21 protein-coding genes are annotated in these 24,774 nt (G+C 35.0%); 14 read left to right on the top strand and 7 right to left on the bottom strand.

Annotated features, from left to right (window positions below):
• Positions 1–577 precede the first annotated feature (577 nt).
• The 8 genes from EL260_RS15240 (at position 578) to EL260_RS15205 (ending at position 9,404) form a co-directional block, all read left to right on the top strand.
• The gene (locus EL260_RS15240) at positions 578–1,660 is read left to right on the top strand and encodes a glycosyltransferase (protein ID WP_123856159.1); all 1,083 of its coding nucleotides are present in this window, start codon (positions 578–580) and stop codon (positions 1,658–1,660) included.
• 18 nt (positions 1,661–1,678) lie between these two features.
• A complete protein-coding gene (locus tag EL260_RS15235) occupies positions 1,679–2,071 on the top strand; it encodes a cupin domain-containing protein (protein WP_123856158.1) in 393 nt (130 codons plus the stop codon).
• 99 nt (positions 2,072–2,170) lie between these two features.
• On the top strand, positions 2,171–3,304 hold the full coding sequence (locus EL260_RS15230) for a helix-turn-helix domain-containing protein (RefSeq protein ID WP_123856157.1): 1,134 nt from the start codon (positions 2,171–2,173) through the stop codon (positions 3,302–3,304).
• 59 nt (positions 3,305–3,363) lie between these two features.
• Positions 3,364–4,005 carry a DUF2306 domain-containing protein gene (locus EL260_RS15225; RefSeq protein WP_123856156.1) on the top strand — a complete coding sequence of 214 codons (642 nt, stop codon included), beginning with the start codon at positions 3,364–3,366 and terminating at the stop codon, positions 4,003–4,005.
• Between the two features lie 109 nt (positions 4,006–4,114).
• A complete protein-coding gene (locus EL260_RS15220; protein ID WP_123856155.1) occupies positions 4,115–4,456 on the top strand; it encodes a hypothetical protein in 342 nt (113 codons plus the stop codon).
• Between the two features lie 127 nt (positions 4,457–4,583).
• On the top strand, positions 4,584–5,987 hold the full coding sequence (lpdA, locus tag EL260_RS15215; RefSeq protein WP_123856154.1) for a dihydrolipoyl dehydrogenase: 1,404 nt from the start codon (positions 4,584–4,586) through the stop codon (positions 5,985–5,987).
• Between the two features lie 490 nt (positions 5,988–6,477).
• Positions 6,478–7,320: a DUF4476 domain-containing protein gene (locus tag EL260_RS15210; RefSeq protein WP_123856153.1), complete on the top strand. Its 843-nt coding sequence runs from the start codon at positions 6,478–6,480 to the stop codon at positions 7,318–7,320.
• A gap of 131 nt (positions 7,321–7,451) precedes the next feature.
• Positions 7,452–9,404 carry a hypothetical protein gene (locus EL260_RS15205; RefSeq protein ID WP_123856152.1) on the top strand — a complete coding sequence of 651 codons (1,953 nt, stop codon included), beginning with the start codon at positions 7,452–7,454 and terminating at the stop codon, positions 9,402–9,404.
• Positions 9,405–9,552: 148 nt separating this feature from the next.
• Here the strand turns inward: EL260_RS15205 and EL260_RS15200 are convergent, their stop codons facing one another.
• Positions 9,553–9,999 carry a hypothetical protein gene (locus tag EL260_RS15200; RefSeq protein ID WP_123856151.1) on the bottom strand — a complete coding sequence of 149 codons (447 nt, stop codon included), beginning with the start codon at positions 9,997–9,999 and terminating at the stop codon, positions 9,553–9,555.
• A gap of 127 nt (positions 10,000–10,126) precedes the next feature.
• Here EL260_RS15200 and EL260_RS15195 point away from each other — a divergent pair, with 127 nt between their 5' ends.
• The 5 genes from EL260_RS15195 to EL260_RS15175 all read left to right on the top strand — a co-directional run bounded on the left by EL260_RS15195 (position 10,127) and on the right by EL260_RS15175 (position 17,491).
• The gene (locus EL260_RS15195; RefSeq protein WP_123856150.1) at positions 10,127–10,954 is read left to right on the top strand and encodes a CvfB family protein; all 828 of its coding nucleotides are present in this window, start codon (positions 10,127–10,129) and stop codon (positions 10,952–10,954) included.
• Between the two features lie 226 nt (positions 10,955–11,180).
• The gene (locus EL260_RS15190) at positions 11,181–11,774 is read left to right on the top strand and encodes a TetR/AcrR family transcriptional regulator (RefSeq protein ID WP_123856149.1); all 594 of its coding nucleotides are present in this window, start codon (positions 11,181–11,183) and stop codon (positions 11,772–11,774) included.
• 88 nt (positions 11,775–11,862) lie between these two features.
• Positions 11,863–13,230 carry a TolC family protein gene (locus EL260_RS15185; protein ID WP_123856148.1) on the top strand — a complete coding sequence of 456 codons (1,368 nt, stop codon included), beginning with the start codon at positions 11,863–11,865 and terminating at the stop codon, positions 13,228–13,230.
• A gap of 6 nt (positions 13,231–13,236) precedes the next feature.
• Positions 13,237–14,298, top strand: a complete 1,062-nt coding sequence (locus EL260_RS15180) for an efflux RND transporter periplasmic adaptor subunit (RefSeq protein ID WP_123856147.1) — start codon at positions 13,237–13,239, stop codon at positions 14,296–14,298.
• 7 nt (positions 14,299–14,305) lie between these two features.
• Entirely contained in the window at positions 14,306–17,491 is a 3,186-nt protein-coding gene (locus EL260_RS15175) for an efflux RND transporter permease subunit (protein ID WP_123856146.1), read from the top strand.
• 306 nt (positions 17,492–17,797) lie between these two features.
• Here EL260_RS15175 and EL260_RS15170 read toward each other — a convergent pair whose 3' ends face one another.
• The 6 genes from EL260_RS15170 to EL260_RS26000 form a co-directional block, all read right to left on the bottom strand.
• Complete coding sequence (locus EL260_RS15170; RefSeq protein WP_123856145.1) at positions 17,798–18,244, bottom strand: KTSC domain-containing protein; 447 nt, start codon at positions 18,242–18,244, stop codon at positions 17,798–17,800.
• A gap of 147 nt (positions 18,245–18,391) precedes the next feature.
• Complete coding sequence (locus EL260_RS15165) at positions 18,392–19,288, bottom strand: retropepsin-like aspartic protease (protein WP_123856144.1); 897 nt, start codon at positions 19,286–19,288, stop codon at positions 18,392–18,394.
• A gap of 171 nt (positions 19,289–19,459) precedes the next feature.
• On the bottom strand, positions 19,460–20,407 hold the full coding sequence (locus EL260_RS15160) for a WG repeat-containing protein (RefSeq protein WP_123856143.1): 948 nt from the start codon (positions 20,405–20,407) through the stop codon (positions 19,460–19,462).
• A gap of 144 nt (positions 20,408–20,551) precedes the next feature.
• Positions 20,552–21,316 (bottom strand): hypothetical protein, encoded by a 765-nt coding sequence (locus EL260_RS15155; RefSeq protein ID WP_123856142.1) that lies wholly within the window; start codon positions 21,314–21,316, stop codon positions 20,552–20,554.
• A gap of 160 nt (positions 21,317–21,476) precedes the next feature.
• Positions 21,477–21,938, bottom strand: coding sequence for a hypothetical protein (locus EL260_RS26005; protein WP_228445479.1), 462 nt, complete (start codon positions 21,936–21,938; stop codon positions 21,477–21,479).
• A gap of 18 nt (positions 21,939–21,956) precedes the next feature.
• Positions 21,957–22,235 (bottom strand): hypothetical protein, encoded by a 279-nt coding sequence (locus EL260_RS26000; protein WP_228445477.1) that lies wholly within the window; start codon positions 22,233–22,235, stop codon positions 21,957–21,959.
• Positions 22,236–22,472: 237 nt separating this feature from the next.
• Here EL260_RS26000 and EL260_RS15145 point away from each other — a divergent pair, with 237 nt between their 5' ends.
• Entirely contained in the window at positions 22,473–24,773 is a 2,301-nt protein-coding gene (locus EL260_RS15145; protein WP_123856141.1) for a tetratricopeptide repeat protein, read from the top strand.
• Position 24,774: the final 1 nt, after the last annotated feature.

Raw genomic sequence — 24,774 nt, 5'->3', positions numbered from 1 at the left:
GGGGACCACAAAATGTCGATAAAAGATTTTTGGTATTATATTTAAAGAATAATATTCATAATAATGCTCTTTATATCAGCATTCCTGTACATGATAGTATAAAAAATAATGCTGAATTAGAGAAATGGGTATCAGAACATCCTGAAGCTAGATCTAAACTGGATTCAATTCTGTGTACTGGATGGTTCTTTGAAAACTATTTTTAGGATGATGAAATTGTGAATTTTCTTGCCACTAATGCACGAATTTCTTTTTACATTCTAACTCATTTTTTTTGAAAGTTTATATATACATTATAATATTCTATGTGTCTATATGGTTCGAAATTTTTTAAATCGCATAGGCACATAGATTTTACAAATAAGATGATTAATGATATTTAAAGATAAAAGTAGATTTTAACAGTATACAATTTTATCGGAGATAAAATCTTTGCGCCTTATAGCATTCACCTATTCTATAATCTTCGCGTCTTTGCGAATGCCAACCAATATATATTTAAAAATTGAGATTGTTTTACCAGCAATGCTAAAAGGAATATTTGACTTGTAATTAAACTTTTTAGTAACTTTAACTGATGAAAAAAATATCTGTCATATTTATTCTGCCGGACTTAGAAACCGGAGGCGCAGAAAGGATAGTTACCACCATAGCAAATCATCTTTCCAGGGATCGTTTTGAACCTAAGATTTTGCTATTGCGTAAACAGGGCGGATATCTTGATTTTTTGAAAAAAGATGTTGAAATTATTGACATTAATACTGAAAGGATCAGACATTCTTTAAAACCTATTTTGGGAGAAATTTACCGAAGAAGACCAGATATTGTATTTTCCGGTTTTGGAGAAGTAAATGCTTACTTATCGTTGTTTATCAAACTTTTCCCAAGAACGAAATTCATTGCAAGGGAAACGAATGTAGTTACCCAGCATGTTACAAGAAAAGAAATTAAATTCTTCTATCATTTTTATAATAACTATCAGAAAATCATTGCGCAAAGTGATGATATGATGAAGGATTTGGTGGATAATTTTAATATTAAAAAGAAAAAAATCGTTAAGATTAACAATCCGGTGGATTTTGATTTTATTGATGAAAAACTGAGAACATCCCTAAAGCCCGAAGGTTTTAAATACAATTATAAGAATGTAGTGGCCATTGGAAATCTATCAGCCAGAAAAGGATTTGATAACTTATTGAAAGTGTTTTCAAGGCTGAAAAATGAAAATATCATGCTTCATATTCTGGGAGATGGAAAGGATAGAGAAGTGCTGCTTCAGATGAAGGAATTTTTAGGATTAAAAAATGTTATTTTCCATGGCAGACAGGAAAATCCTTATCAGTTCTTAAAGTATGCAGACCTGTTTATTCTTTCTTCAAGGTATGAAGGTTTTCCCAATGTACTGCTGGAAGCAGGAGCCTGTGGAACCTATTCTTTAGCCAATAATTGTCCGGGAGGAATCAATGAGATCATTCAGCATAATGTGAATGGAGAGATTGCTAATATTGAAAATTACGAGGATTTTGCGCAGCAAATCATAAAAGTAATGCATGAGAACTATAATCGTGATGCGATAAAGAACTCCATTAAATCCAGATTTTCCAAAAATATTATTCTAGATGAGTATGAAAGGGTATTATTGGATCTAATTTATAAATAATTAATAGCACAAAGCCTTATGAAGAAAATAATTCCATGTATTGCTTTCATGCTGTTTTCTATAACGGTCATGGCTCAGAAAAGCCGGATAGCCAGAAAAGAATTATTGAAAGCTCCAATGAATCAAAAAGTCACTACTGCTGAAGTTCAGGAAATAACAATGCCGGGAGGGGAGACTGCTCCCAAACATTTACACCCATGTCCGGTTATCGGAATTATCAAATCCGGAGAGGTAATTTTTCAGATAGAAGGAGAAGAAAGTATTATTCTTCATGAAGGAGATGCTTTCTATGAACCTAAAAATGTTAACATTCTTCATTTTGATAATGCCTCAAAAGAAAAAGCACTCGTTTTTACGGCAATGTATCTGAAAAAAGGGCATGAAGAAAATATACAGTTTCTAAATAAATAATTGAAATAAGGTGGTCATTTTAACTGTTAATTCAGCTTGCGTGGGTGCTCTTTTATTTAGAATTGTTACAGCACCTGTAATTCAAATCAATTATTTAACATGATATTGGAAAGCATTGCTTTTTCGGGGATTGTTGTTGCATTCATGTGCATTGCTTTACTGTTTTACAAAAAGAAAAATGTTTCTTCCGATTATTACCTTATCGTTTGGCTGTTGGTTGGAGCAGCTAACCTTATATACTATTTATTTCCATTTTTACTTTCTGAAAGGCTTCAACCATTTGGTTTTGCTCTTCCTGTGCTAAGTATGGGAATGCTTTATCTGTATGTTATTTCAATTACCTTTAATATCCCATTTCGTTTTGGGTATTTGATTAAGCACTCTGTATTTTTTATGGGATATAGTCTGTTTTTTATTGTTGTTTCAACGTTTTATAGCCAGATAGGCTTTAAAAACAGTATTCCTTATTTTATTGAAAAAGACCAAAATGGGATGTTGAATCTGATGACGTTTCCAATGGCTGTTGTGCCTGTGGTTTATATTGTTTTATGTTTTCTGGCCTTAAGAAAATATCAGAAAATACTTCCTGAATATTATTCTGCTCTTGAAAAGATCAACCTTAACTGGCTGAAGTATATCATTGTTTCATTAATTATCCTTTTTATTGGGGTTTTCTGTATGATTGCTTTAGGAACACGGACGGATATCATTCCTTTTGATAAAATCTTTCGGATCGTTGCGGTGGTGCAAAGCGGATATTTGTTCTGTATTGTATTCTTTAGTTTACGACAAAGTCTTGTGTTTCATCAACAGGGAACGCTGGATATGAATAATGTTGCTGCCAAAGAAGAGAAAATCAATATTCTGGATAAAAAGGGCTTTGATAGTGTATCTCAAAAGCTGTTAAAGTTTATGGAAACAGAGAAACCTTACCTTGATGAGGAGCTGAGCCTGCAAAAACTATCTTCGTTAATGAATATTTCCACTCATCAACTCTCACAAACGATCAATCAGGCACTTCATACTAACTTTTACAAATTCGTAAACGCTTACAGAATAGAAGAGGTCAAGAAAAAATTGAGAGATCCTGAGTTTGAAAAGTATTCAATTCTGGGAATTGCTTTTGAATCAGGTTTTAATTCAAAATCTACTTTTAATAAGATCTTTAAAGAAGAAACCGGGATGACTCCATCTGAATTTAAGAAGTCCGGATCTATCATAAAAGGGTCCTAACTGATCATTTAGGACGATCAGCATTGATGTTTTATAGGATTTTTGCCATCAAAAAAACTATGGACACACCTCTTCATGTAAGCAATATCATTATACATGTTATCAGCGGAACCATTGCATTGATTGTTGGATTTTTAATCCTATTCAGAACAAAAGGAACACCAATGCACATAAAACTCGGGTACCTTTTTATCTATTGTATGATGGTGGTGGTAACCACAGGAGCTTTCGGAGTTATTGTATTTAAAAGAAATCTTTTTCTCCTGTTAATTACAATTTTGGCTGCCTACAACACTTATTCCGGATTCAGAATTTTAAAAGAAAAAACAAACCGTTTTTATTGGAAAGACGTTTTGGCTATGTTAGGAGCGTTAACTATTGCTTTGGTGTTTATGTATTATCTCAAATTTATTGGCTTTTATTGGAATCCAGTGGTTATTTATTCAGGGGTAGGATATTTGCTGCTGGTGGTTTCGTATGATGTATTCCGTTATTGTATTCCGGCATCCCGCTATGGTAATCTTTGGCGATATGAACATTCTAGTAAAATGATAAGTGCAATGGGAGCTCTTTTATCAGCATTTATAGGAACTCTTTTTCCGGATTATAAACCTTACAGTCAGATTCTTCCCTCTTTATTAATGACTTTACTCATGATCTTTTTTAATATTAAAATCTATTTACGTTTAAAAATCAAATGACCCCTTTAATCAACCCCTTTCCTGAACATCATTTTTGTATGCTATTGATCGTAACTTCATATTAATACGTTTTTAGTATTTTTGCGTTTCAAATAAAAATAGAATGAAAATGATTCCTAAAATAGGATGCGCTTGTGAAAAACCTGACCACAATTATACTGAATTTAGAAGTTCCGAATTAGGGGTAGACCATACTAACGGAAGATATGGGGAAGTAAGTATTCAACAGTGCAAGTTATGCCAAAGAATATGGATTCATTATTTTGTTGAATATGAGCATTATTCCAAATCAGGAAGATGGTACAAAGGAATTGTTTCGAAAAAAGACCGTTCACAGATAACGCCTGAAAACGCAGTGGAATATCTTGAGAATCTGGAATGGTATGTTTATGGAGGTTCGTTTTTTGAAAGCACAGGAACGATCGGAAAAGATAAGCTACAACTGGATTGATAACCGCGTTAAGGTATTTAAAATTTTTTGATCTCAAAATTGATAAAACTCACTTTGGTGCTTGGTAATTTATATGTAAATTTGTGAGACTTAAGATAGATAATAATAAACAAATTCATAAAATAACATGAGTCAATTCGATGTTACCGTAATAGGTTCTGGTCCTGGAGGTTATGTAGCTGCGATCCGTGCAGCACAGTTAGGTTTCAAAACAGCAATTATTGAAAAATATTCAACTTTAGGCGGAACTTGTCTTAACGTTGGATGTATTCCGTCAAAAGCACTTCTTGACAGCTCTGAGCATTTCGAAAATGCAAAACATAATTTTGCAGGCCACGGAATCATCATCAACGAGCCTCAAGCGGATATCGCAAGAATGATCGAGCGTAAAAACGAAGTGGTAGATCAAACCACTAAAGGAATCAACTTTTTGATGGACAAAAACAAAATCACTGTTTTTGAAGGATTAGGAAGCTTTGAATCTGCTACTCAGATCAAAATCACTAAAAATGACGGTTCTTCTGAAACAATTGAATCTAAATATACCATCATTGCAACAGGTTCTAAACCATCTTCTTTACCTTTTATTACTCTTGATAAAGAAAGAGTAATTACTTCTACGGAAGCTTTAAATCTTAAAGAGATTCCTAAGCATTTAGTAGTAATCGGAGGAGGAGTTATCGGTCTGGAATTAGGATCTGTATACCTTAGATTAGGAGCTCAGGTAACTGTAGTTGAGTTCATGGATAAGATCATCCCTGGAATGGATGGAGCTTTAAGTAAGGAATTAACTAAGGTTCTTAAAAAACAAGGAATGAAGTTTATGCTTTCTACTGCAGTTTCTGCGGTTGAAAGAAATGGAGATACTGTAAAAATTACGGCTAAAGATAAAAAAGGAGAAGAGATAGTTGTAGAAGGAGATTATTGTTTAGTTTCTGTAGGAAGAAGACCTTATACAGAAGGTCTTGGTCTTGAAAAAGCAGGAGTAGAACTTGACGAAAGAGGAAGAGTAAAAACAAACGATCACCTACAGACTAATGTTGCCAACATTTACGCAATCGGAGACGTTATCAAAGGAGCAATGCTTGCTCACAAAGCTGAAGAAGAAGGAGTTCTTGTTGCTGAAATATTAGCAGGTCAGAAACCTCACATCAACTATAACTTAATTCCAGGTGTTGTTTATACTTGGCCGGAAGTTGCAGGAGTTGGTAAAACTGAAGAGCAATTGAAAGAGGAAGGGGTAGCTTACAAAGTAGGATCTTTCCCAATGAGAGCTTTAGGAAGAAGCCGTGCAAGTGGTGATACTGATGGTCTTGTGAAAATTATTGCAGACGAAAAGACGGATGAAGTTTTAGGAATGCACATCATTGGTGCAAGAGCTGCTGACCTTATTGCAGAAGGAGTAATTGCTATGGAATTCCGTGCAAGTGCTGAAGATATCGCAAGAAGTTCTCACGCTCACCCGACATATGCAGAAGCGATCAAAGAAGCTGCATTGGATGCTACAGCAAAAAGACCTATTCATATGTAATATCTGATTAAAGATTTAATCATTTCAATAGTAAAAGAGGAGCAATGGCTCCTCTTTTTTGTATTATATAGTTAAGGAATGTTTGGTTATTGCGAACCGAAAATGAAGCAATATCAATTTTATATAGGTGTTGGAAATCGCAAAGCTGCAAAGTTTTCTTTAAGGTGCAAGGATTTTATCTGAGATAAAATTGAATGTAGATAGATGTTCTCGCAGGTTTTACTGATTAAGCAGATTAATTAAAAAAATAAAATAACGAAAGATAATTTGGATACATCTCGTTTGCAGGGAATCTTTGATTCTTTTGCGTCTTGAAACATTATATTATTTAAACTCTTTACGTTGCTCCAACCACTTTATTAATTGTAATAGTAGAACATCTTTTTATTCCTACATATTAGATAGAAACCAAGGGTAAGAATTTCAGTTTTGATGATATAATAAACCTTTTTTGGCATAGAAATGGAGATTGATTTTTGAAAAATTAAATATGAAGAAAATTTTTATCAGCTTAATGATTTTGATTGGAATGAGTTCTTTTGCTCAAGAGGCGGGGAAAGCGGGGGAATTATTAAAAAATGAAGCTTCTAAAGCCGAAATGAAGGAGGCGAAAGGAATGAATGATAAAAATAAAGCACCTGATTATAAGACCTGGGGACCCATCATTCCGGATAGAGTCAAAAACTATAAGTATATACAGAAAAACTACGGCTATGCAGAAGTTTTTTTGAGAATTCCTGAACAAGGTTTTTTCACTGTAGAGGTTGGAGATCAGGTGATCGCTAATGGTTCCGGTAAATATCGTTTTTTTGATCTTCAATCCGGGAAAATACCCATATCTATTTATGAAAATTGCTTCTTAATCTATAGAACTTCATTGATGCTTCGAAATAATAACAGAATGATGTTAGACTTTTTTATCAATGAAGGGTTGTATCTGCTGGATTCATATCCGATACAGGGACAATATGCATTTAATGATTGGAACGATCTATGGAACAACCCTTACGGAAATCAATCCGGAAATTGGAATAATTCAGGAAATGTGATGGATAATGCTACTTTCCGACAATTTTTTGAAATGCTGCAGAGAACCGAAAAATTTGACGATGGAAAAGTTGCCTTGATTAATCAACAGGTAAAAAACTCTATGTTTACCGCTGCACAGATAAGAGATCTGGTAAAATCATTAAGCTTTGATAAGAATAAGCTAATTGTAGCAAAATCAATGTATTTAAGTTGTGTAGATAAGAATAAATATTTCATGGTGTATGAAGCCTTTGATTTTGAAAACAGTAAAAGAGAGCTCAGAGATTATATCTCCAGTTTATAAGAAGTAAGAGAAGCGATTGCTTCTCTTTTTTGTGATTTATCTCATAATAATAAGAGTGTTTATTTATTTTTATTTAGAAAAAATATAAATAAATTTATTGCTTAATATTTAATAACCTAAAATTCTATTTTATGAGAAGATCTTTATGGGTATTGAGCTTTGTACTCTCACTCATGGCATGCAGTTTTGTAAATGCACAGCTGCAGGATGTGATAACCCTTAAAAAAATTGAAGTCTACGGGCAGCAGTATACTTCTAATGTAACCCTTTACAAAAATGCACCGGTCACCATAAAGGTATCGTATTCTGTATTGAAGCAAACCCCTTCATTTACTAAAATTGCGTCCTCTGTATATTTTGTTGCTGATATGGCAACAGGTTCTCCACTGCAGATTCATGTCCATTCAGGGCCAGGATTTCCGGTTTCAGCTGGGGAAAAGCAGGATTATGAATTCTACACAGTAGTACAGAATGCATCAATGCTGATTAAATCTTTTAACTCCGGTAATTTATACTTAAGGCTATTTTCTGCTTCAGATGGAGTACTTGCTTATTCAAGCAAGTTTAACACAACTTTTTCAGATCCTACTGTGTTGAATAATACGATCAGTATAAGTGGTAATGCTAATTATAAGGAAAGCGGTCCTACTATTATAGGATCTGTACCTAGTGTAATGCCTTCAGGAGGGAATATTAAATACTATTGGCAGAAAAGGGAACCATCAGCTAATCCTAACTTTGCCAGCAGCTGGCAGAAAATAAATGTAAATGCACAGCATTATACTCCAACGGCCGCTATGAACCAGAGCCGTTATTTCATGAGAAGGGCAGTGGAAACAGATCAGTTTGGAACCTATTTCAGTAATGAAGTAGAGGTGAAAGTGAATATAGGTAACAATTTACTTGAGTTAAGAAGAGATGGCTTTAACGCCTCCCTTTTTATTAAAGGACAGAAAGGAGAAGGTGGCAATGGAGTTGCTTTAATGACTTATAAATGGCAAGAGAAATCAAATTCAACATGGACAACCGTTACAGCTCCATCAGGAGATGATTTTATGTTCCCTATTCCTTCTACGGCAATTCCGAAATATTATCGTAGACTTATTTCATCACCAGGACTTCCGGATAGTGTAAGTAACGAAATTGAAATTTTACCGGGTATTCATAACAATACGATCATTAGAACTAAGAATCCGATGTTAGATGTATTTTACGAGGGGGATAAACTCTTACCAGGACAAATTCCTATGGAAGGAAGGTTAACGACTGGTGAGACATTTTATACAACAGAAAAACCACTGACTTATCAATGGCAGAAAAAAGAACAAAGCACTGCTTGGGAAGATATTGCCGGAGCTAATGGGAGATATTATGATATTAATGTTCCGGTATATGACGGGACTGAATTCAGAGTGAAGTGCAATACACCGAATTTAGGAGATTCTTATAGTAATGCCATCAGCTTTGCTATTTCTCATTTCCCGGCTATTGAAAATAATACCATTCAGTTTGATCCTGGAAATGTTGAGAATATTCTTGGATCGATTCCTACCGGAGGAGACGGCAATTATCAATACTATTGGGTGGTAGATATATATAAGGAGGAATCAATAGGAGCTTTGCCTACATTGATCTATACCCAGAATAGTACAATTGAGGAACAGGCAAGCAGATATCCTATTACTCATGATGAATATTATTTCACCCGCTATGTAATATCAGATGGGGTGTGGAAGGCCTCAAATACCCTGAAATATTCTTATACTAATGGTGTTCTTCTTAAGCAGGCTCTTCAGTCCCGAAATTTAAAGATGGCTGTAAATGAATCTGAAAAGAAAATTTTGGTAACGGAAAATAAGGGCGAAGTAGTATTTAACTTTAAAAATTACAATAAGGAAAATGCTCAGATCTATATAATAGGTCTAAACGGAATGAAAGCAGAGAAGGTTATGACAACCACCATTGATGGTGATAATTTTATAAGCAACTGGCAAGTTCCTCATAGCTACCTTCCTGGAGTTTATATGTATAAAATTATATTAAATAATGGAGAAGTAAAAAGTGGAAAGGTAATTTTGAAATAATAAGAGAAGAGGAGCAGTATAAACTGCTCCTCTTTTTTTAGAAAAAATGGATGCCCTCTTTAGAGTAAAGGGTATTAAATTTTATTAATATTCTTTATAATTCAAATAATGGTTAAACTTTATTCGGAATCTAGTAAAGTAGGTTGCCCTACATAATCTTCATTTTATCATAAAATTTTGAATGGTTGGGTGCAATATTGAATTGTATTCCAAAGGTAATTCCTTTAAAATATTTTTCTTTGTGTATAGGAAAAGCATATCCGGTATTAATAAAGAAAGCGTTGAACAGGGAGATGCCAATTCTTGGTTCCAATGCATATTGGTTTATCGAAGTCCCATATAACAAACCATTATTGATGTAATAAATGTTGGCTTCCGGAATAAATTTATCAGTTTGATTGATGCGTGTATAAAGTATGGAGGGACCCAAAACGATAGATTGATGATTAGAATCTCCAAGTCTGAATTCAAGCCCGGCTTGTAAAACATTTCTTCCGGAATAGCGGTAGGCAAGGTTAACCGCTGCTCTATCCAGAACTTGTGCATTGATAGTTATGATAGAAAGAAGAAAAGTCACAGCAAAATACTTTTTCATGATTTTAGATTTTTTATTTAAATATAAGGGTTTTGAAGGCTGTCTGAAAGATAAAATGATTCTTAAAAGTATTCACTAGGTTATAATCTTCAAATTTCCGTACCTTTGTCAGCTAATTTTATCATCAATGCAACTCGGAAAAACTCAGACTTTACAAATTTCAGAAAAACTCAATTCAGGATGGATCTTAATAGATGAAGAATCCGGTGAAAAAGCTTTTCTTCCTAAAATCTTCATTCGTGAAGAACAGGAAGTAGGAGAGTATGTAGAGGTTTTTGTATATCAGGATGATGATAAATTGAAGGCTACCACTGAAATTCCATTGGCAGAAGTAGGGGAATTTGCAGTAATGAGCTGTGTACAAAGTCTTCCAAGTGGTGCTTTTATGGATTGGGGAATTATTAAAGACCTATTTATTCCTTACAAACAGCAGAAAACTAAGATTATTGAAGGCAAAAGATACCTTGTTTATCTTTATGTAGATGAGGATATGAAGCTGATTACAGGAACAACAAAGTTCAAAAGAAATCCTCAATATCAGGATCTTCCGTTCAAAAAAGGAGATAAAGTAGACCTTATTATGATGAATGAAAGTGAACTGGGCTGGAATGTCATCATTAATAAACAGTATATTGGTTTGATATATACTTCTGATGTTTTCAAAAAATTATATCCATTGTCAGAGGAGAAAGGATTTATCAAGGTAATTCGTGAAGACGGGAAAATTGATATTTCCCTCCAGCCGGAAGGATTTGAAAATATTGACGAATTCAGACAAAAGATTTTGGACAAATTAGAAGAAAATTATGGACTTCTGTATGTTTCAGATAAATCTTCTCCTGAAGAAATCAAGGATGAGCTTCAGATGAGTAAAAAGAACTTTAAGAAAGCAATCGGAGGACTTTATAAAGATAAGATCATCGATATTTTAGACGACAAAATCAAATTACTATAAAATTAAAAGAGCAGAATTTTCTGCTCTTTTTTGTTGATACCTATTTCTAAAACTCTTTTAGGTTGGAATTTCTATAGTAATCACTACAATACTATGCAATCTTAAGAACTCAACCTTTGCTTCAAAAACATGATGCATGTCATAACAATTTAGTTTAATTTTTTTGTTTAACAATTTTGTCAAAAACAAAATTCGATATACATTTGCACAAATTTGTTTAACAAAAATGTCAAATCAAGCAAAAAAAGACCAAACACAGGAATTGATCAAGGAGACAGCGAAGAAATTATTCTTTGTGAAAGGAAAATTTGATGCTACTACGCAGGAGATTGCCGATGAAGCAGGAGTGAATAGAACCCTTATTAATTATTATTTCCGATCAAGAGACAAACTGATTCAGATCATCTTTGATGAAGCTCAGAAGGTAGAAGAGGAAAAATCAAAGATCATTCAGAATTCGGATCTTCCATTTAAGGAGAAGATCAGTAAGTTTATAGAAAGCAGCCTTTCTACGAGCCTTCAATACCCATACCTGGAAACTTACATCGTTTCACAGATCAATAAAGGAACCTGTCATCACAGAGAAATTGAGGAAGATATCCTGGAAAAAATGTACAGTGATATTGAAAAAGAAATGGAATTAGGAAATATTGAGAAAATGGCTCCGGTTCAGTTTATTCTGAATATGGTTTCGTTATTAGTGTTCCCAAGTGCTGTAAGGCCTTTATTCATGGAGAATTTATTGATTAGCGATGAAGAATATGATAAGATTATTTCCGTGAGAAAAGAGATCATTCTCAATATGTTATTTAAAAATTAAAAAAATCTAAAGTATTTCTTAAAATGATTCGTCAGTTTAGAAATAAAACAAGGATAAAAATTAAAAAAATAAACGAAGTATAAAAATTATGAAAAGAAAACGTATAACTGCTATAAAGCTAAAGATTGGGATAGCTGCAGCATTTATGATTTTCGGTTTTTCATCAGTGTCTGCCCAGCAGCAGGTTTCTCTGCAAGAAGCAATAAAACAGGCACTCCAGAATAAGGCAGAAGCTAAAAAAGCCGCCTTACAGGTTAAAAAAGCCGAATATAAGATTGATGAGGCCAGAGCTGGGGCCTTACCTCAGATAAGTGCGACGATCAATAACACGTACAATCCTATTTTACAAAAAACGGTTCTTCCGGGGGAGATTGTAGGTAAACCAGGAGAGCTTATTCCCGTTGCTTTCGGAACTAAATGGCAATCTGTGAATGTGGTTACTCTTAATCAGAATGTTTTTGATCAAAGAGTTTTTATTGGTCTTAAAGCGGCTAAATCAACCCGTGAGTTTTATCTTTTGAACTCTGAGCTGACGAATGAACAGATCATTGAAAATGTTGCTACAGCATATTATCAGGTATTTGTTCAGGAGGAAAATCTGAAAACGATACAAGAAAGCTATGCCAATACAGAACGAGTAAGAAATGTAATCAAAAGTTTGGTAGATAATGGCTTAGCTAAGCCTATCGATCTTGACAGAACGAATGTTCAGCTTACCAATATAGGCTCTAATAAGCAACAATTGATTAATGCGGTAGAAGTTTCAAAAAACTCATTGAAGTTTTATATGGGAGTTCCTATTGAGAGCTCTATCGAACTTGAGGAAAAAGAAATTGTACCTAATCCTGAACTGTTGGCAACCAATGTGAATCTGGAAACCCGTTCAGAATTAAAAGTTTTAAATAAACAAAAAGAACTTTTACAATACAGCAAAAAAGCAACAATAGCTAATTTATATCCTACAGTGGGACTTACTGCTAACTATGGATGGCAAGGGTTGGGAAATAAATTTCCTTATACTACAGGATCAAGCCAGGGAACTAACTGGGGAGATTATGCTTCTATCGGTTTGGCAATTAAAATTCCGATCTTTATGGGAGGAGCTACCAAGGCTCAAATCCAACAGTCGGAAATTGATATCCAAGATCTGGATCAGGATATTCAAAACAAAAAGCTGAACCTGAGTTTAGATTATAAAAATGCGATTTCTAATATGGAAAATGCCATTATCAACATTCAAAGTATGAAAGATAATGTGAACCTTGCAGAAAAAGTACAAAAAAATACACAATCTAATTACCAGTACGGTTTAGCAACACTTACTGAAGTACTAGATACTGAAAATTCACTTACGCAGGCTAAACAAAACTATGCTAATGCATTGCTGGATTATAAGCAGGCTGAGATCAAGGTAATTAAAGCAAAAGGAGAATTAAACACACTACAAAACCCATAATAAGCAATGAAAAAAACTTTAATATATATCATCGTAGCAGCTGTACTGGTTGGGTTGGCAGCTTACAAGATTGCAGGTAACAAAGAGAAGCAGACTCAGGAAGTAAAGGAGGTTGCTAAACAGGTAGATAAAATCAATGTTAATATCGTAACAGTAGCAAGAGAAAATATCGATACAGATTATTCTGCGAACGGTACCTTTATTCCTAAGCAGGAAATGAACCAGTCTTCTGAAATTTCAGGACGTATTGTGAGTGTTTTGGTGAAAGAAGGTTCAAGAGTAGGGGCAGGGCAGGTATTGGCAACGATTAAAAGAGATGCTATCGAAGTTGATGTTACTCAGGCTCAGAATAATCTACAGAATGCTATTATTGATAACCAACGTTACGAAAACGCATACAAAACAGGTGGAGTTACCAAACAACAGCTTGATAATTCAAGACTGCAATTGAAAAATATGCAGGCTGCAGTGAAAGCTCAGGGAGTTAAAGTAAATGATACAAGCATCCGTGCAGGAATTAGCGGTACGGTTAATAAAAAAATGGTTGAGCCGGGAACAGTAGTTTCTCCAGGAACAGCAATGTTTGAGATCGTTAATATCAACAGCTTAAAACTTTCTGTTTTAGTAGATGAAAGCCAAGTCGGAAAAATTCAGTTAGGTCAGGAAGTTCCAATTAATGTAAACGTATTGCCAGAAGACTCTTTCGTAGGTAGAATTACATTTATCGCTCCTAAAAGTGATGCTTCTTTGAATTTCCCGGTTGAAATTGAAGTTCAGAACAGAGGAAATCTTAAAGCAGGGATGTATGCAACAGCTACATTTAAAACAAACCACGGTGCTGAAACTCAGAATATGTTGACAGTTCCTGCAGAAGCGTTTGTAAATGGAGTAAGTTCAGGACAATTATTTGTTGTTCAGAATGGAGTTGCAAAATTGATTACAGTAACTGTTGGAAAAGTTTACGGAGATAAAGTACAGGTATTAAGCGGGCTGAATGGTGGTGAACAGGTAGTAACCAGCGGACAGATCAATCTGGACAACGGGTCTAAAGTGAATATTATAAAGTAGAGGATCTATGAAGTTAGCAGAAATATCGATTAAAAGACCCTCGTTGGTAATTGTATTGTTTACAATTCTGACGTTGGGAGGTATCCTGAGTTATACACTCATGGGATACGAATTGATTCCGAAGTTTGAAACCAACATGGTAACCATTTCTACGGTATATCCGGGAGCTTCACCCGCAGAGGTGGAGACCTCCGTCACCCGAAAGATTGAGGATGCCGTAGGTTCTTTGGAGAACGTAAAAAAAGTAGAATCTTCTTCTTATGAAAGCTTATCTGTTATCATGGTTCAGTTGAACAATGGAGCAGATGTAGACTTTGCTTTGAATGATGCTCAGAGAAAGGTAAACGCAATTCTGGGAGATCTTCCGGACGATGTAAAAGCACCTTCCCTGAATAAATTCTCACTAGATGACTTACCAATTATCACGATGAGTATTTCATCTGATAAACTAAACAGTAAGGACCTTTACGACTTATTGGATAAAAAGATTGAGCCTATTTTCTCTCGTGTAAATGGTGTTGCACAAGTAGACCTTGTAGGTGGTCAGGAGAGAGAGATCCAGGTGAATCTGGACGAAAAGAAATTACAGGGATACGGACTTTCTATTGGAGACGTTCAGCAGGCAATCCTTTCTTCAAACTTAGACTTCCCTACAGGGAGTTTGAAAACGAGAACAACAAAATCTACCATCAGATTATCTGGAAAGTATAAGTCTACGGAGGAAATGAATAACCTGGTTGTTTCCAACAAAAATGGAGCACAGGTTCGTTTGTCTGATATTGCAACGGTTTTCGACTCTCAGAAAGATGTTGAAAAAGTAGCACGATTCAATCAGTTTCCAACGATCTTAATGCAGGTGAAAAAACAGTCTGATGCGAATGCGGTAGCAGTATCTGAAAGTGTTCAGAAAACAATTAAAACTGTAGAAGAAGCTTACAAAGTTCAGGGTGTAAAAGTAAAAATCGTAAATGATACAACAGAATTTACCCTTGAATCAGCGAACCATGTAATTTTCGACTTATTCTTAGCGATTATTCTTGTGGCGATTGTAATGTTATTGTTCCTTCACAGTATCAGAAATGCATTTATTGTCATGGTATCTATTCCTGCTTCATTGGTGGCAGCGTTCATCGGAATGAATCTGATGGGATATACTTTGAACTTAATGAGTTTACTAGGGCTTTCCCTTGTGGTAGGGATTCTTGTGGATGACGCGATTGTGGTACTTGAAAACATCTACCGTCACATGGAAATGGGGAAAAGCAAGATCAGGGCAGCTTATGATGGAGCATCAGAAATTGGATTTACCGTTGCAGCGATTACCCTGGTAATTGTGGTGGTATTCTTACCGATTGCGATGAGTTCAGGTCTTGTAGCCAATATCTTGGCACAGTTCTGCGTCACGGTGGTTATTGCGACGTTATTATCTTTGCTAGCTTCTTTTACCATCATTCCTTGGTTATCATCAAGATTCGGTAAACTAGAGCATTTAACAGGTAAAAACTGGTTCGAGAAATTCATTCTTTGGTTTGAAGGGCTAATCGACAAATTTACCCACTGGATTACAGATATCCTTGAATGGTGTCTGAAAACAACATTGAGAAGAATTTCTACAGTAGTTATTACTTTTATTGTTTTAATCAGTTCATTCTCATTGGTGATTTTTGGATTTATTGGAGGGGAATTCTTCCCGCCAATTGACCGTGGTCAGTTCTTAGTACAGATGGAGCTTTCAAAAGATGCAACTGTTGAAAAGACAAACCAATTAACATTAGATGTTGAGAAGTTTTTAAGAAATGATAAAGATGTTGTAGACTTAATTACAACGGTTGGACAGCAGTCAACAGGTTTTGGAGGAGCTCAGGCAACTACTTACCAATCTGAGGTTCAGGTAAACCTAACAGATAAATCTGAACGTTCTGAAAGTACGAATATCAAAGCTGCTAAAATAAAAAGAGAGCTGGAGGAGAAATTCACCGGTGTTGAATTCAAAACAGCTCCAATTGGGATCATGGGTGCTGAAAATGCGCCAATTGAAATGGTGGTAACAGCCCCTGATAATGCAACAGCAGTAAAAGAAGCTACAAGAATCCTTGAATTATTGAAAAAAGTTCCGGGAGCAGTAGATGCAGAATTGTCAACCGACTCTGGTAACCCGGAAGTACAGGTAAATATTGACAGAGATAAAATGGCTTCTCTAGGCTTAAATCTTTCAAGTGTAGGACAAACAATGCAGACTGCATTTAACGGGAATACAGATGGGAAATTCAGAGCTGGAGAGTATGAATATGACATTAACATCCGTTTTGGAGATGTGAACAGACAATCTATTGATGATGTTAAAAACCTAATGTTTACAAACCCTCAGGGTCAGCAGATTCGTTTAAGCCAGTTTGCTGAAGTAAAAATGGGGTCAGGGCCAAGTTTGCTTGAGCGTAGAGATAAATCTCCTTCTGTAAAAGTAAGAGCTAAAGCAGTAGGTAGACCAGTTGGGGATGTTGCAAACGAGTGGGCTGCTAAGTTCATGAATGAGAAAAGACCTATTGGTGTAGATTACATCTGGAGTGGAGATATGGAAAACCAGCAGGAAGGTTTTGGTACGTTAGGAATTGCTTTATTAGCGGCTATCGTACTGGTATACCTGGTAATGGTATCGTTATATGACAGTTTCGTATATCCTTTCGTAGTATTGTTCTCTATTCCGTTGGCGATGATTGGGGTTATGGTAATCCTTGCTTTGACAGCTAATTCACTAAACATCTTCACAATGCTAGGGATGATCATGTTGATTGGATTGGTAGCGAAAAACGCGATTATGATCGTTGACTTTACGAATGCAAGAAAGGCAGCCGGAGCAACGACTCATGATGCATTGATTCAGGCTAATCACGCCCGTCTTCGTCCGATCTTAATGACAACCATCGCGATGATCTTCGGTATGTTACCCATTGCATTGGCAACAGGAGCTGGAGCGGAAATGAACAAAGGTCTTGCATGGGTAGTTATTGGTGGTTTGACATCATCTCTATTCCTTACCTTGATTATTGTACCGGTAGTATACTCTTTATTTGACTCTATTCTAAGAAGAATGGGTAAAGATACTAAAGTAGACTACGAAGCTGAAATGAAGGCAGAATATGTACACAGAGAATTAAATGAAGACGGATTTACCCCTAAACATTTAGACAAATAAATATCATATACCTTTAATTAATCGAAAGCGCCTCAGAAAATCTGAGGCGCTTTTTTTTGCTACGGATGCATGAAGAATTTCTTTTTATTAATGAGATTATATAAGATGCTTTTCTGCCTTTTAAGATCTTAACTCTTTTGAAGGATGCTCTATTCTTATTTATGTTGCTATGTGGTTCAAAATTATTAAACCACATAGGAGGTTTTAGATATGCATCAGATTATTCGTGTATTAGTGGCCATCTAAGGCAATAAAAAAGGCTCCCAGTATAAACTGAAAGCCTTCCTATATTGTAAATGAAAAAAATTAGTCAGCCATAGCCTCTCCAGACTTTCTGTAAACAAAGTTTCCGTAGATATGTCTTCTTGCAAAACGGCTTGGAGAATCAGCATTCACCATTTTGATATAGGTGTTTCTTGGAACTCCCATATACTCATAGCTTTTTCCATTCAAGTGCTGAACCGTTAAAATTGATTTTTCAAGATAAAAATCCTGAATGTTAGATTGGGTAACGGTTTCCGTATATTCTTCTTTATATTTTTCCTGTGTTTCAGGATTAATGCTTACCAGGAAATGATAGGCTTCAATCACAGACTTACTTTTTTCTTCTGCTTCCAGCTTTCCATCTTCATCGTTGATAAATTTATCAGGGTGCGTATCTTTCATTGCATTCCTGTAAATTGTTTTTAACTCTTTTAAAGTTACATTTTTATCAACTCCAAGAAGGGTTCTGTGTTCACCTATTCGTTTCATATTTTGAATTCTTATTTTCGGGGTGCAAAATTAAGGAATTTAATTGAGATTATCATAACTTATTCATTATTAATTTATTTGGTATTGCAAAGTGAGGAAGTTATCATGATTTCAGACAGATAGAACTGGTAGGATTAACTTGCACAGTTATTTAAACTCCGAATACAGATGTTTATTCAGTTTAAAATAAATTAACCCGTTTTTAAAATCGATCACCGTATTGAATCTTTTCAAGAACGCATTTCCAAAAAAGCCCGCCATTTTTTCTGAAGCATCAATCCCTTCCGTAGAGCTTGAAAGCGTAATCGGGACATTGTAAAGAAATTTATGAGCAAATGTAATGGATGGGCAAAGTACTACCGGCATTTCATAAACAGAACCATCTGAGCCTTGTGCAGTGGCTTTCCCTATCGTTTTCATGGTGTTGGCTAAAGAATTCTTTCTGGCGTAAGGAGAAGCAATGGTAAGCGCGTCATCGGCACCGCTATCGAGACCAAAAAAACCGGAATATTCTTTACCATTAACTGTTATAGAGCTTTCTACAGAAGGATAATTATCTATGAGATGAAGTTTCATTTTTTCATATCCAGAAAAATCAATAGACGGATCATATTCATCATAAAACCGGATAACATTTTTGTGGTAATCAATCTCGATGATTTTTCCTGTCATTAAATCTGTTCCGAAAACACCATCAAAATTAACATCTCCATAAGGAATAAGGGTAAATAAAACATCTGTTTTCTGGATATCTCCGAACTGAACGGTATTATGATTACTATAATCAACCGTATTTACTCCGTTTGAGCCTTTATTTTGAGCCTTTCCGTCAATTTTAAGATCTACTTTTTTCTTTGAATTGATATTGATGACAGAGCCATCTGCTCCGGTATCAAACAAAAATTTGACGTTTTCGGTTTTGTTTACCTTACAATGCAGATAAATAGAATTGTTTTCCAAAGAAAAAGGAATTACTGTAGGGCCTTTCTGAGCCGAAATAAATGTACTGATGAATACTGTTAAAAAAAGATAAATGAATTTCATGTGAGTTGTATTAGTCTCACGAAAATAAATCTATTGACCACTACAGCAAAAGAATATCAGTGCATTAACTTTCCCTTAACCGTTTTCAATATAAAAAAATAATATCTCAAGATAAAGGAACAGTACCCAATTTGAGTGCCGTCATTATAATTCTTTATAAGTTATGACTCATTAATTTTTTACATAATATGGGATTATGCTTTTTTCAAAAATAAAATAGAAATCATTTCCTGTCCTTGCTAAAACGCCATCTTCAGAAATCCAGTCGTATTCTTGTGGCAGTGTAGTTCCATCGGTATAGAGAAGTCCATATTTCTGTCCATTTTTATAAATACCCAGTTTAGTTTGTCCATACAGGAAGGTATCACATAACACGTTGCTTTTTGTAATGAGTTTTCCTGCAGGATGATAATAGTACCATACATTCTCTTTTCTTAGGGGAATGGTGTTAACAGTACTGATCCGGTTTTCTATAAAATTGACTGTAGATTCTTCATACTCAATTGGAACCAGAATTTTTCCGGTTTTATCAATAATGCCTATTTTCCTGTCTTTTAATACCAAAAAAGAATTATCTTCAAGAGGTGTTGCATTATCAACTTCAAAACAGTTGGTTTTTAAAGTGTATTGTCCAACCTGATTTTTAAGGAAAGGGAATTTGATTAATGTGGGATAGGGACACGAAATTCCTGAGCATCGTTCAAATTCTCCATTGAGCTTATTGAAAGTGAATTCCGTACTATTTTCATTCATGAAAAAACTTATAAAATAATGATCACATCTCGTTTGGTTATTGATCTGAGTAAATGTTCCCTTATCTAAAATGAAAGAACCCATACGATCAATCACATTATATGATTTTGTTTCCGAATCAAAAACCAGAGCAAACTTACCATAAAAAGGATAGGCTTCCCTAAACTTTTTATTAAAGACAGGTTGTCCGTTCTTCAGATTCATATAAACGAAAGCCCCATTTTGATAAGTAGGAAGAATGCTGTCTTGAGGGGTTTGGGAGGAAGTTTGCTTTACCAGAGTAACCAAATTAAAAGGAATATCAATTTGGGCTTTTAAAGAGAGGGCAAACAGAAGAATAAATAAACAATATATTCCTTTTTTCATAGTTATCAGCTAGCTGATAAAGTTAATAAATTTGACCAATTCATAAAGGATTTTATTACAATGATTGAAAATGAATTCTTATGGTGTTATTGAATAAAAACAGTACTCAAAAATGAGTACTGCCATTATAATTTTCAATTGATATTAAGGTTCATCACAATTTTTCTTCAATTTTGTAAAGATTTTGTCAAAATCCCTGTACATATTTCTTTCCTCATCAAGCTTTTGTCTGAAGCTGCTGTTGGCACAGTTATGAAAGCTAAGTCCAATCATATCGATCAATGCATAATCTTCGCTTTGAGGATCATTTAACTTGGCATTAAAACGGTTCATTACCCCTTGTGGATCTGCATTGTTCTTACTTTTAAGCTCAGTGTAGGCCTTCCAGGAGGCGAACATTTTTTCTCTGTCAGGAGAAGAGATCGCATCAATGGATTCTCTGCAGGTTTCGTAAAATCTACTGTTTTTAAGCGTGGTAGGATCGGAAAAAGCGATAATTTCTTCTTTGTTCAGCTCATATTCATTCTCAAATGTTTGTATGGCATTTTCATACAGTTTCTTCCAAACTGGCTGATTGATGACTTTAAGGCTGTAAAGTTCCTGTTTTTTTTCCTGGTACTGTTTTTCCAGGTTTTCAAGATGTTGCTCTTTATTTCTACGGACTTCTTCCAGGCTGGAAAGTTTAAAAATAGGATTCGTATCAAAATGAACCCCATTAAACTTGTATAAAAGTTTATTGACTCCGTCTATTTCCTCTATTTCATATTTGGAAGCATCAAAATATCCCTTGTTGTCACAATTGAATGTCTGATAGCTGTACGGTGTCAGATTGTTGGTTTTTACTGGTCCCTTTTGACCCAAAACAATAACAGATAAAGTCAGGGAGAGCCCGACCATCATTTTTTCCATGCGCATAGTTGTAGAAAGAATCCGAATTTTCTAAAATTTCAGTGCAAAATTAAGGCTTTAAATTTGAAAACTAAAGAATTTAACCAATTTTATATAGTTATTTTTATTATTTAATGAGAATTTTAATTTTTTACTTTAAACAGGCTGTTTTCTGAAATGTTTAAGGTTCGTCGCAATCCCTTTTTACTGTAACGAAAACCTTTTCAAATGTTTTAAATAAAGTATTATCCTCATCAGCTTTAGTTCTGAAACTATGATTTGCGCAATTGCTGAAAGCATTCATAAGATCAATAAGGGCATAATCATCCTTTCTTGGGTCATTCCATTTGGCATTAAAAGCATCCATTGTTCCGGAATAGGTTTCTTCCCCTTTTTGGGCCTCAAATAAATTTTTCCATACCGAATACATTTTTTGTTTATCCTTGATGGTCATGGCATCTGCATATTCTTTACAGGTATTGTAAAACTTACTGTTTTGAAGAGATTGGGGATCAGCATAGCCTGTAAGAAGAGTTTTATAAAGCTGATATTCGTTTTCCAGAAGTTGTATAGCTTCTTCACGCTCATTTTTCCATATCGGAAGGTCAATGAGTTTAAGCTCTTCAAGCTCTTTTTTTCTCATAATATATTCTTTTTCAGCCTATTGCAAAAGCTGAGTGCTATTGCTGCGTACCAAATCGAATTTGGTAAGATTAAATACAATTAGAGAAGAAAAGGGAGACAGGGTCAGGGGTGATATAAGTTTATAGGTACCATCTATTTCTTCTTTTTTATATTTGGAAGGGTTGAAATATCCTTTAACGTCGCATCCAAAAGTCTGATAGCTGTAAAGAACCAATGGACTTTTCTTTGCAGGAGCCTTTTGAGCGATCAATACCACCGATAGAGCCAATGAAAGTCCTGTCAATAATCTTTTCATATTGTTATAGTTGAATAATCAGTATTTTTTATTTTGGCTTAAAATTAAAGCTTAAAATTTCAAATCCGGCAATAAATCAGAATTAAATTATTTACTCACTGGTTTCAGGGATTTATAAGGGTTGTCATTTGTTTTTCCTTTTGTTTTTTATATTTTGCAGCTCCCATATCATGAATCTTTATCCTGTCAGGGTATAAATGAAATGTAATGATTGAATTATAGAACAAAATATTAATAATGTACGACAATTTAGAACAGCTGTTTTACAGAGGAGATCTGGACCAGTGTATCATAGAAGGAGAACAATATCTATTATCTTATCCTGAAGACGAAGAAGTCTTATTTTTAATGGCAGTAGCTTATCACGATATAGTTTATGATGAGGGGCATGAAGCGGTTTATGATGCCATCAGGGATTATGTTATTCCTTACTTAAGAAGAATACTTCAATTAAATCCAAGCAATCAGAAAGCACTATACAACATTCTGGATTACCCTTTAGGAAATGAATATGCTCTGATGCAGATCGCCAGAAGTAAAAAACATATCACCCAGGAAAATAAGGAGGAGTTTATAGGCTATGCGGAACGTATGCTGGAGGATCCGGATTATGTAGGATATGGGTATGATTTTTTGGTTAAAATATATGAATCCCTGGAAGAGAATCAGGCACTTTTGAACAGTCTGGAAGCAGGAATATATTATTCTAAAAAAGCAAATGCTGGCAACCGTGAGATCAGGGACAAAAATACCTCACTTTACTGGATCAAAAAGATCTATTTACTAGACCGTACAAAAATGGTTTCAGGAGAGGAACTTACAGTACTTATTGACAAGGAACATACTGCTTTCGTGAGCCGGAATGAATATGATTTTATCAATCTTTCCGATATTGCGTTTGAAAATAATGCGCCCGACCTTTCACTGAAGATGATGATGAAGGCCATAAAAGGGGAGAATTCAGCACTTCATATCCATGAGAAACTAGTAGAATGGCACCAGCGTTTTGCAGAACTGATTCAGAATGGATATCATAATCCTGATGTTTTTTATTATCAACTGATTATAGAAAGAAATTATAATGATCTGCTAAACGTTTCTACGGATTTTTACTACCATCATGCCCTTGAAGTTATCAATTCCCATCCGGAACTGTTCTCAGGATATCATTTTGCAGGTACATTCCTATATGAAAACGAGCGCTATGCTGAAGCGATTCCTTTATTGGAAAAAGCCGTGCAATTATCATCTAACGCTACGGCCTGGAGAAGAATAGCAGACTCAGAATATCTTTTGAATGGAATGATATTATCTGAAATTCCTGTATTTTCCGATTACCCTGCAGATATTTACAACGAAGGGGTTTTACTGAATGAGTGTATAGATGCGTTAGAGGATGAAAGTGATAAACTGAAATGGCATAAAATGGGTCGTATCGTATATGAACAGGCCCATGAAGCATTCCGAAAGTATTTTGAAGAAGACCAATTTGAAAGTGATTATTATAATGATCTGCATACCAGAGCAATGTGCTGTAATAATTTAGCGATTAAACATTTGGTACTGGAAGATTATCAGGCAGCTGCTGAAATAGCTTCTGAAGGGCTTAAATACTCAGAATTTATGGAGCTCCATCTTGTCCTGATTGATGCTTTGCTGGATGGGGGGAATTATGAACAGGCTGAAGAAGCACTGAATAACTATTTCAGTCTTTATGGGAGATCAGACGATTATTGTTCTAAAACTCTATACTATAGAGCACGGCAGATCCAGCTTTATGAAGTTATGGGATCGAGTGATGTTCAAAGAGAAGCAGAAGAAATCCTTACCTGTATTTATCAGTACATCATAGAGAATCCGGAACTTGAAGATGACAATTACAGAGACCTGGAGGCTGGTAAAAATATATTGGAAGGAATTTTATTTCAACATCTGGATAATCAGGATTTAAATATCAGAAAATCATATTATGAACAAGCAGCAGAGCGCTTTCCAGGGGAAGCCAATCCTCAGTTTGCTCTGATGCAGATTTATAACGAGGAGGGAAATTATGGAGGGGTAGCTTTGGCAGCAAAAAGATATCTTGAGAATAAAAAAGAATTCCTTTTGGATGCTTTTGATAGAGCCAAGACCATTTATATGATTGTGAAAAGTGATTTTCTTCAGGGAAATTACCAGGAAGCGGCCTCTGTGTTCAGTCAATATGATGCAGATTGTGAAGCGGCAATGGATCCTGAAGAATATGTGCTTTGGGTAAGCTATGGGGTGAGGGTTTATGAAAAGCTGAATAATAAAGACCAGACCTTAGCTTTTGCGGAAAGATTCACCACAATCTATAATACTGAAGAATGGGGATATGATGATCTTGTTGAAAGTGTTGAACTGGCGAAAGCAGTGGTATTGTATCAGGCAGGAAATATAAAAGAAGCACATGCGATTTTGGATCAGGTACGTTCAGTAGCAGATTATGATTCTGTTGCTGATGAATATAAAGCTTCATGGAAAAAACCAGGACTGTTCTCTAAATTCGGATTTTAAT

The sequence above is a fragment of the Chryseobacterium nakagawai genome (assembly GCF_900637665.1).
GTDB lineage: Bacteria > Bacteroidota > Bacteroidia > Flavobacteriales > Weeksellaceae > Chryseobacterium > Chryseobacterium nakagawai.
This window is presented reverse-complemented; position numbering and strand designations above follow the sequence as displayed.

Excerpts from the sequence above, each read along its gene's own strand:
- EL260_RS15200 (WP_123856151.1), bottom strand. The coding sequence starts at position 9,999 with ATGAAAAAGTATTTTGCTGTGACTTTTCTTCTTTCTATCATAACTATC.
- EL260_RS15195 (WP_123856150.1), top strand. The coding sequence starts at position 10,127 with ATGCAACTCGGAAAAACTCAGACTTTACAAATTTCAGAAAAACTCAAT.
- EL260_RS15180 (WP_123856147.1), top strand. The coding sequence starts at position 13,237 with ATGAAAAAAACTTTAATATATATCATCGTAGCAGCTGTACTGGTTGGG.
- EL260_RS26000 (WP_228445477.1), bottom strand. The coding sequence starts at position 22,235 with ATGAAAAGATTATTGACAGGACTTTCATTGGCTCTATCGGTGGTATTG.
- EL260_RS15210 (WP_123856153.1), top strand. The coding sequence starts at position 6,478 with ATGAAGAAAATTTTTATCAGCTTAATGATTTTGATTGGAATGAGTTCT.
- lpdA (WP_123856154.1), top strand. The coding sequence starts at position 4,584 with ATGAGTCAATTCGATGTTACCGTAATAGGTTCTGGTCCTGGAGGTTAT.
- EL260_RS15145 (WP_123856141.1), top strand. The coding sequence starts at position 22,473 with ATGTACGACAATTTAGAACAGCTGTTTTACAGAGGAGATCTGGACCAG.
- EL260_RS15205 (WP_123856152.1), top strand. The coding sequence starts at position 7,452 with ATGAGAAGATCTTTATGGGTATTGAGCTTTGTACTCTCACTCATGGCA.
- EL260_RS15190 (WP_123856149.1), top strand. The coding sequence starts at position 11,181 with ATGTCAAATCAAGCAAAAAAAGACCAAACACAGGAATTGATCAAGGAG.
- EL260_RS15235 (WP_123856158.1), top strand. The coding sequence starts at position 1,679 with ATGAAGAAAATAATTCCATGTATTGCTTTCATGCTGTTTTCTATAACG.
- EL260_RS26005 (WP_228445479.1), bottom strand. The coding sequence starts at position 21,938 with ATGAGAAAAAAAGAGCTTGAAGAGCTTAAACTCATTGACCTTCCGATA.
- EL260_RS15160 (WP_123856143.1), bottom strand. The coding sequence starts at position 20,407 with ATGAAAAAAGGAATATATTGTTTATTTATTCTTCTGTTTGCCCTCTCT.
- EL260_RS15175 (WP_123856146.1), top strand. The coding sequence starts at position 14,306 with ATGAAGTTAGCAGAAATATCGATTAAAAGACCCTCGTTGGTAATTGTA.
- EL260_RS15225 (WP_123856156.1), top strand. The coding sequence starts at position 3,364 with ATGGACACACCTCTTCATGTAAGCAATATCATTATACATGTTATCAGC.
- EL260_RS15170 (WP_123856145.1), bottom strand. The coding sequence starts at position 18,244 with ATGAAACGAATAGGTGAACACAGAACCCTTCTTGGAGTTGATAAAAAT.
- EL260_RS15155 (WP_123856142.1), bottom strand. The coding sequence starts at position 21,316 with ATGGAAAAAATGATGGTCGGGCTCTCCCTGACTTTATCTGTTATTGTT.
- EL260_RS15240 (WP_123856159.1), top strand. The coding sequence starts at position 578 with ATGAAAAAAATATCTGTCATATTTATTCTGCCGGACTTAGAAACCGGA.
- EL260_RS15165 (WP_123856144.1), bottom strand. The coding sequence starts at position 19,288 with ATGAAATTCATTTATCTTTTTTTAACAGTATTCATCAGTACATTTATT.
- EL260_RS15185 (WP_123856148.1), top strand. The coding sequence starts at position 11,863 with ATGAAAAGAAAACGTATAACTGCTATAAAGCTAAAGATTGGGATAGCT.
- EL260_RS15230 (WP_123856157.1), top strand. The coding sequence starts at position 2,171 with ATGATATTGGAAAGCATTGCTTTTTCGGGGATTGTTGTTGCATTCATG.
- EL260_RS15220 (WP_123856155.1), top strand. The coding sequence starts at position 4,115 with ATGATTCCTAAAATAGGATGCGCTTGTGAAAAACCTGACCACAATTAT.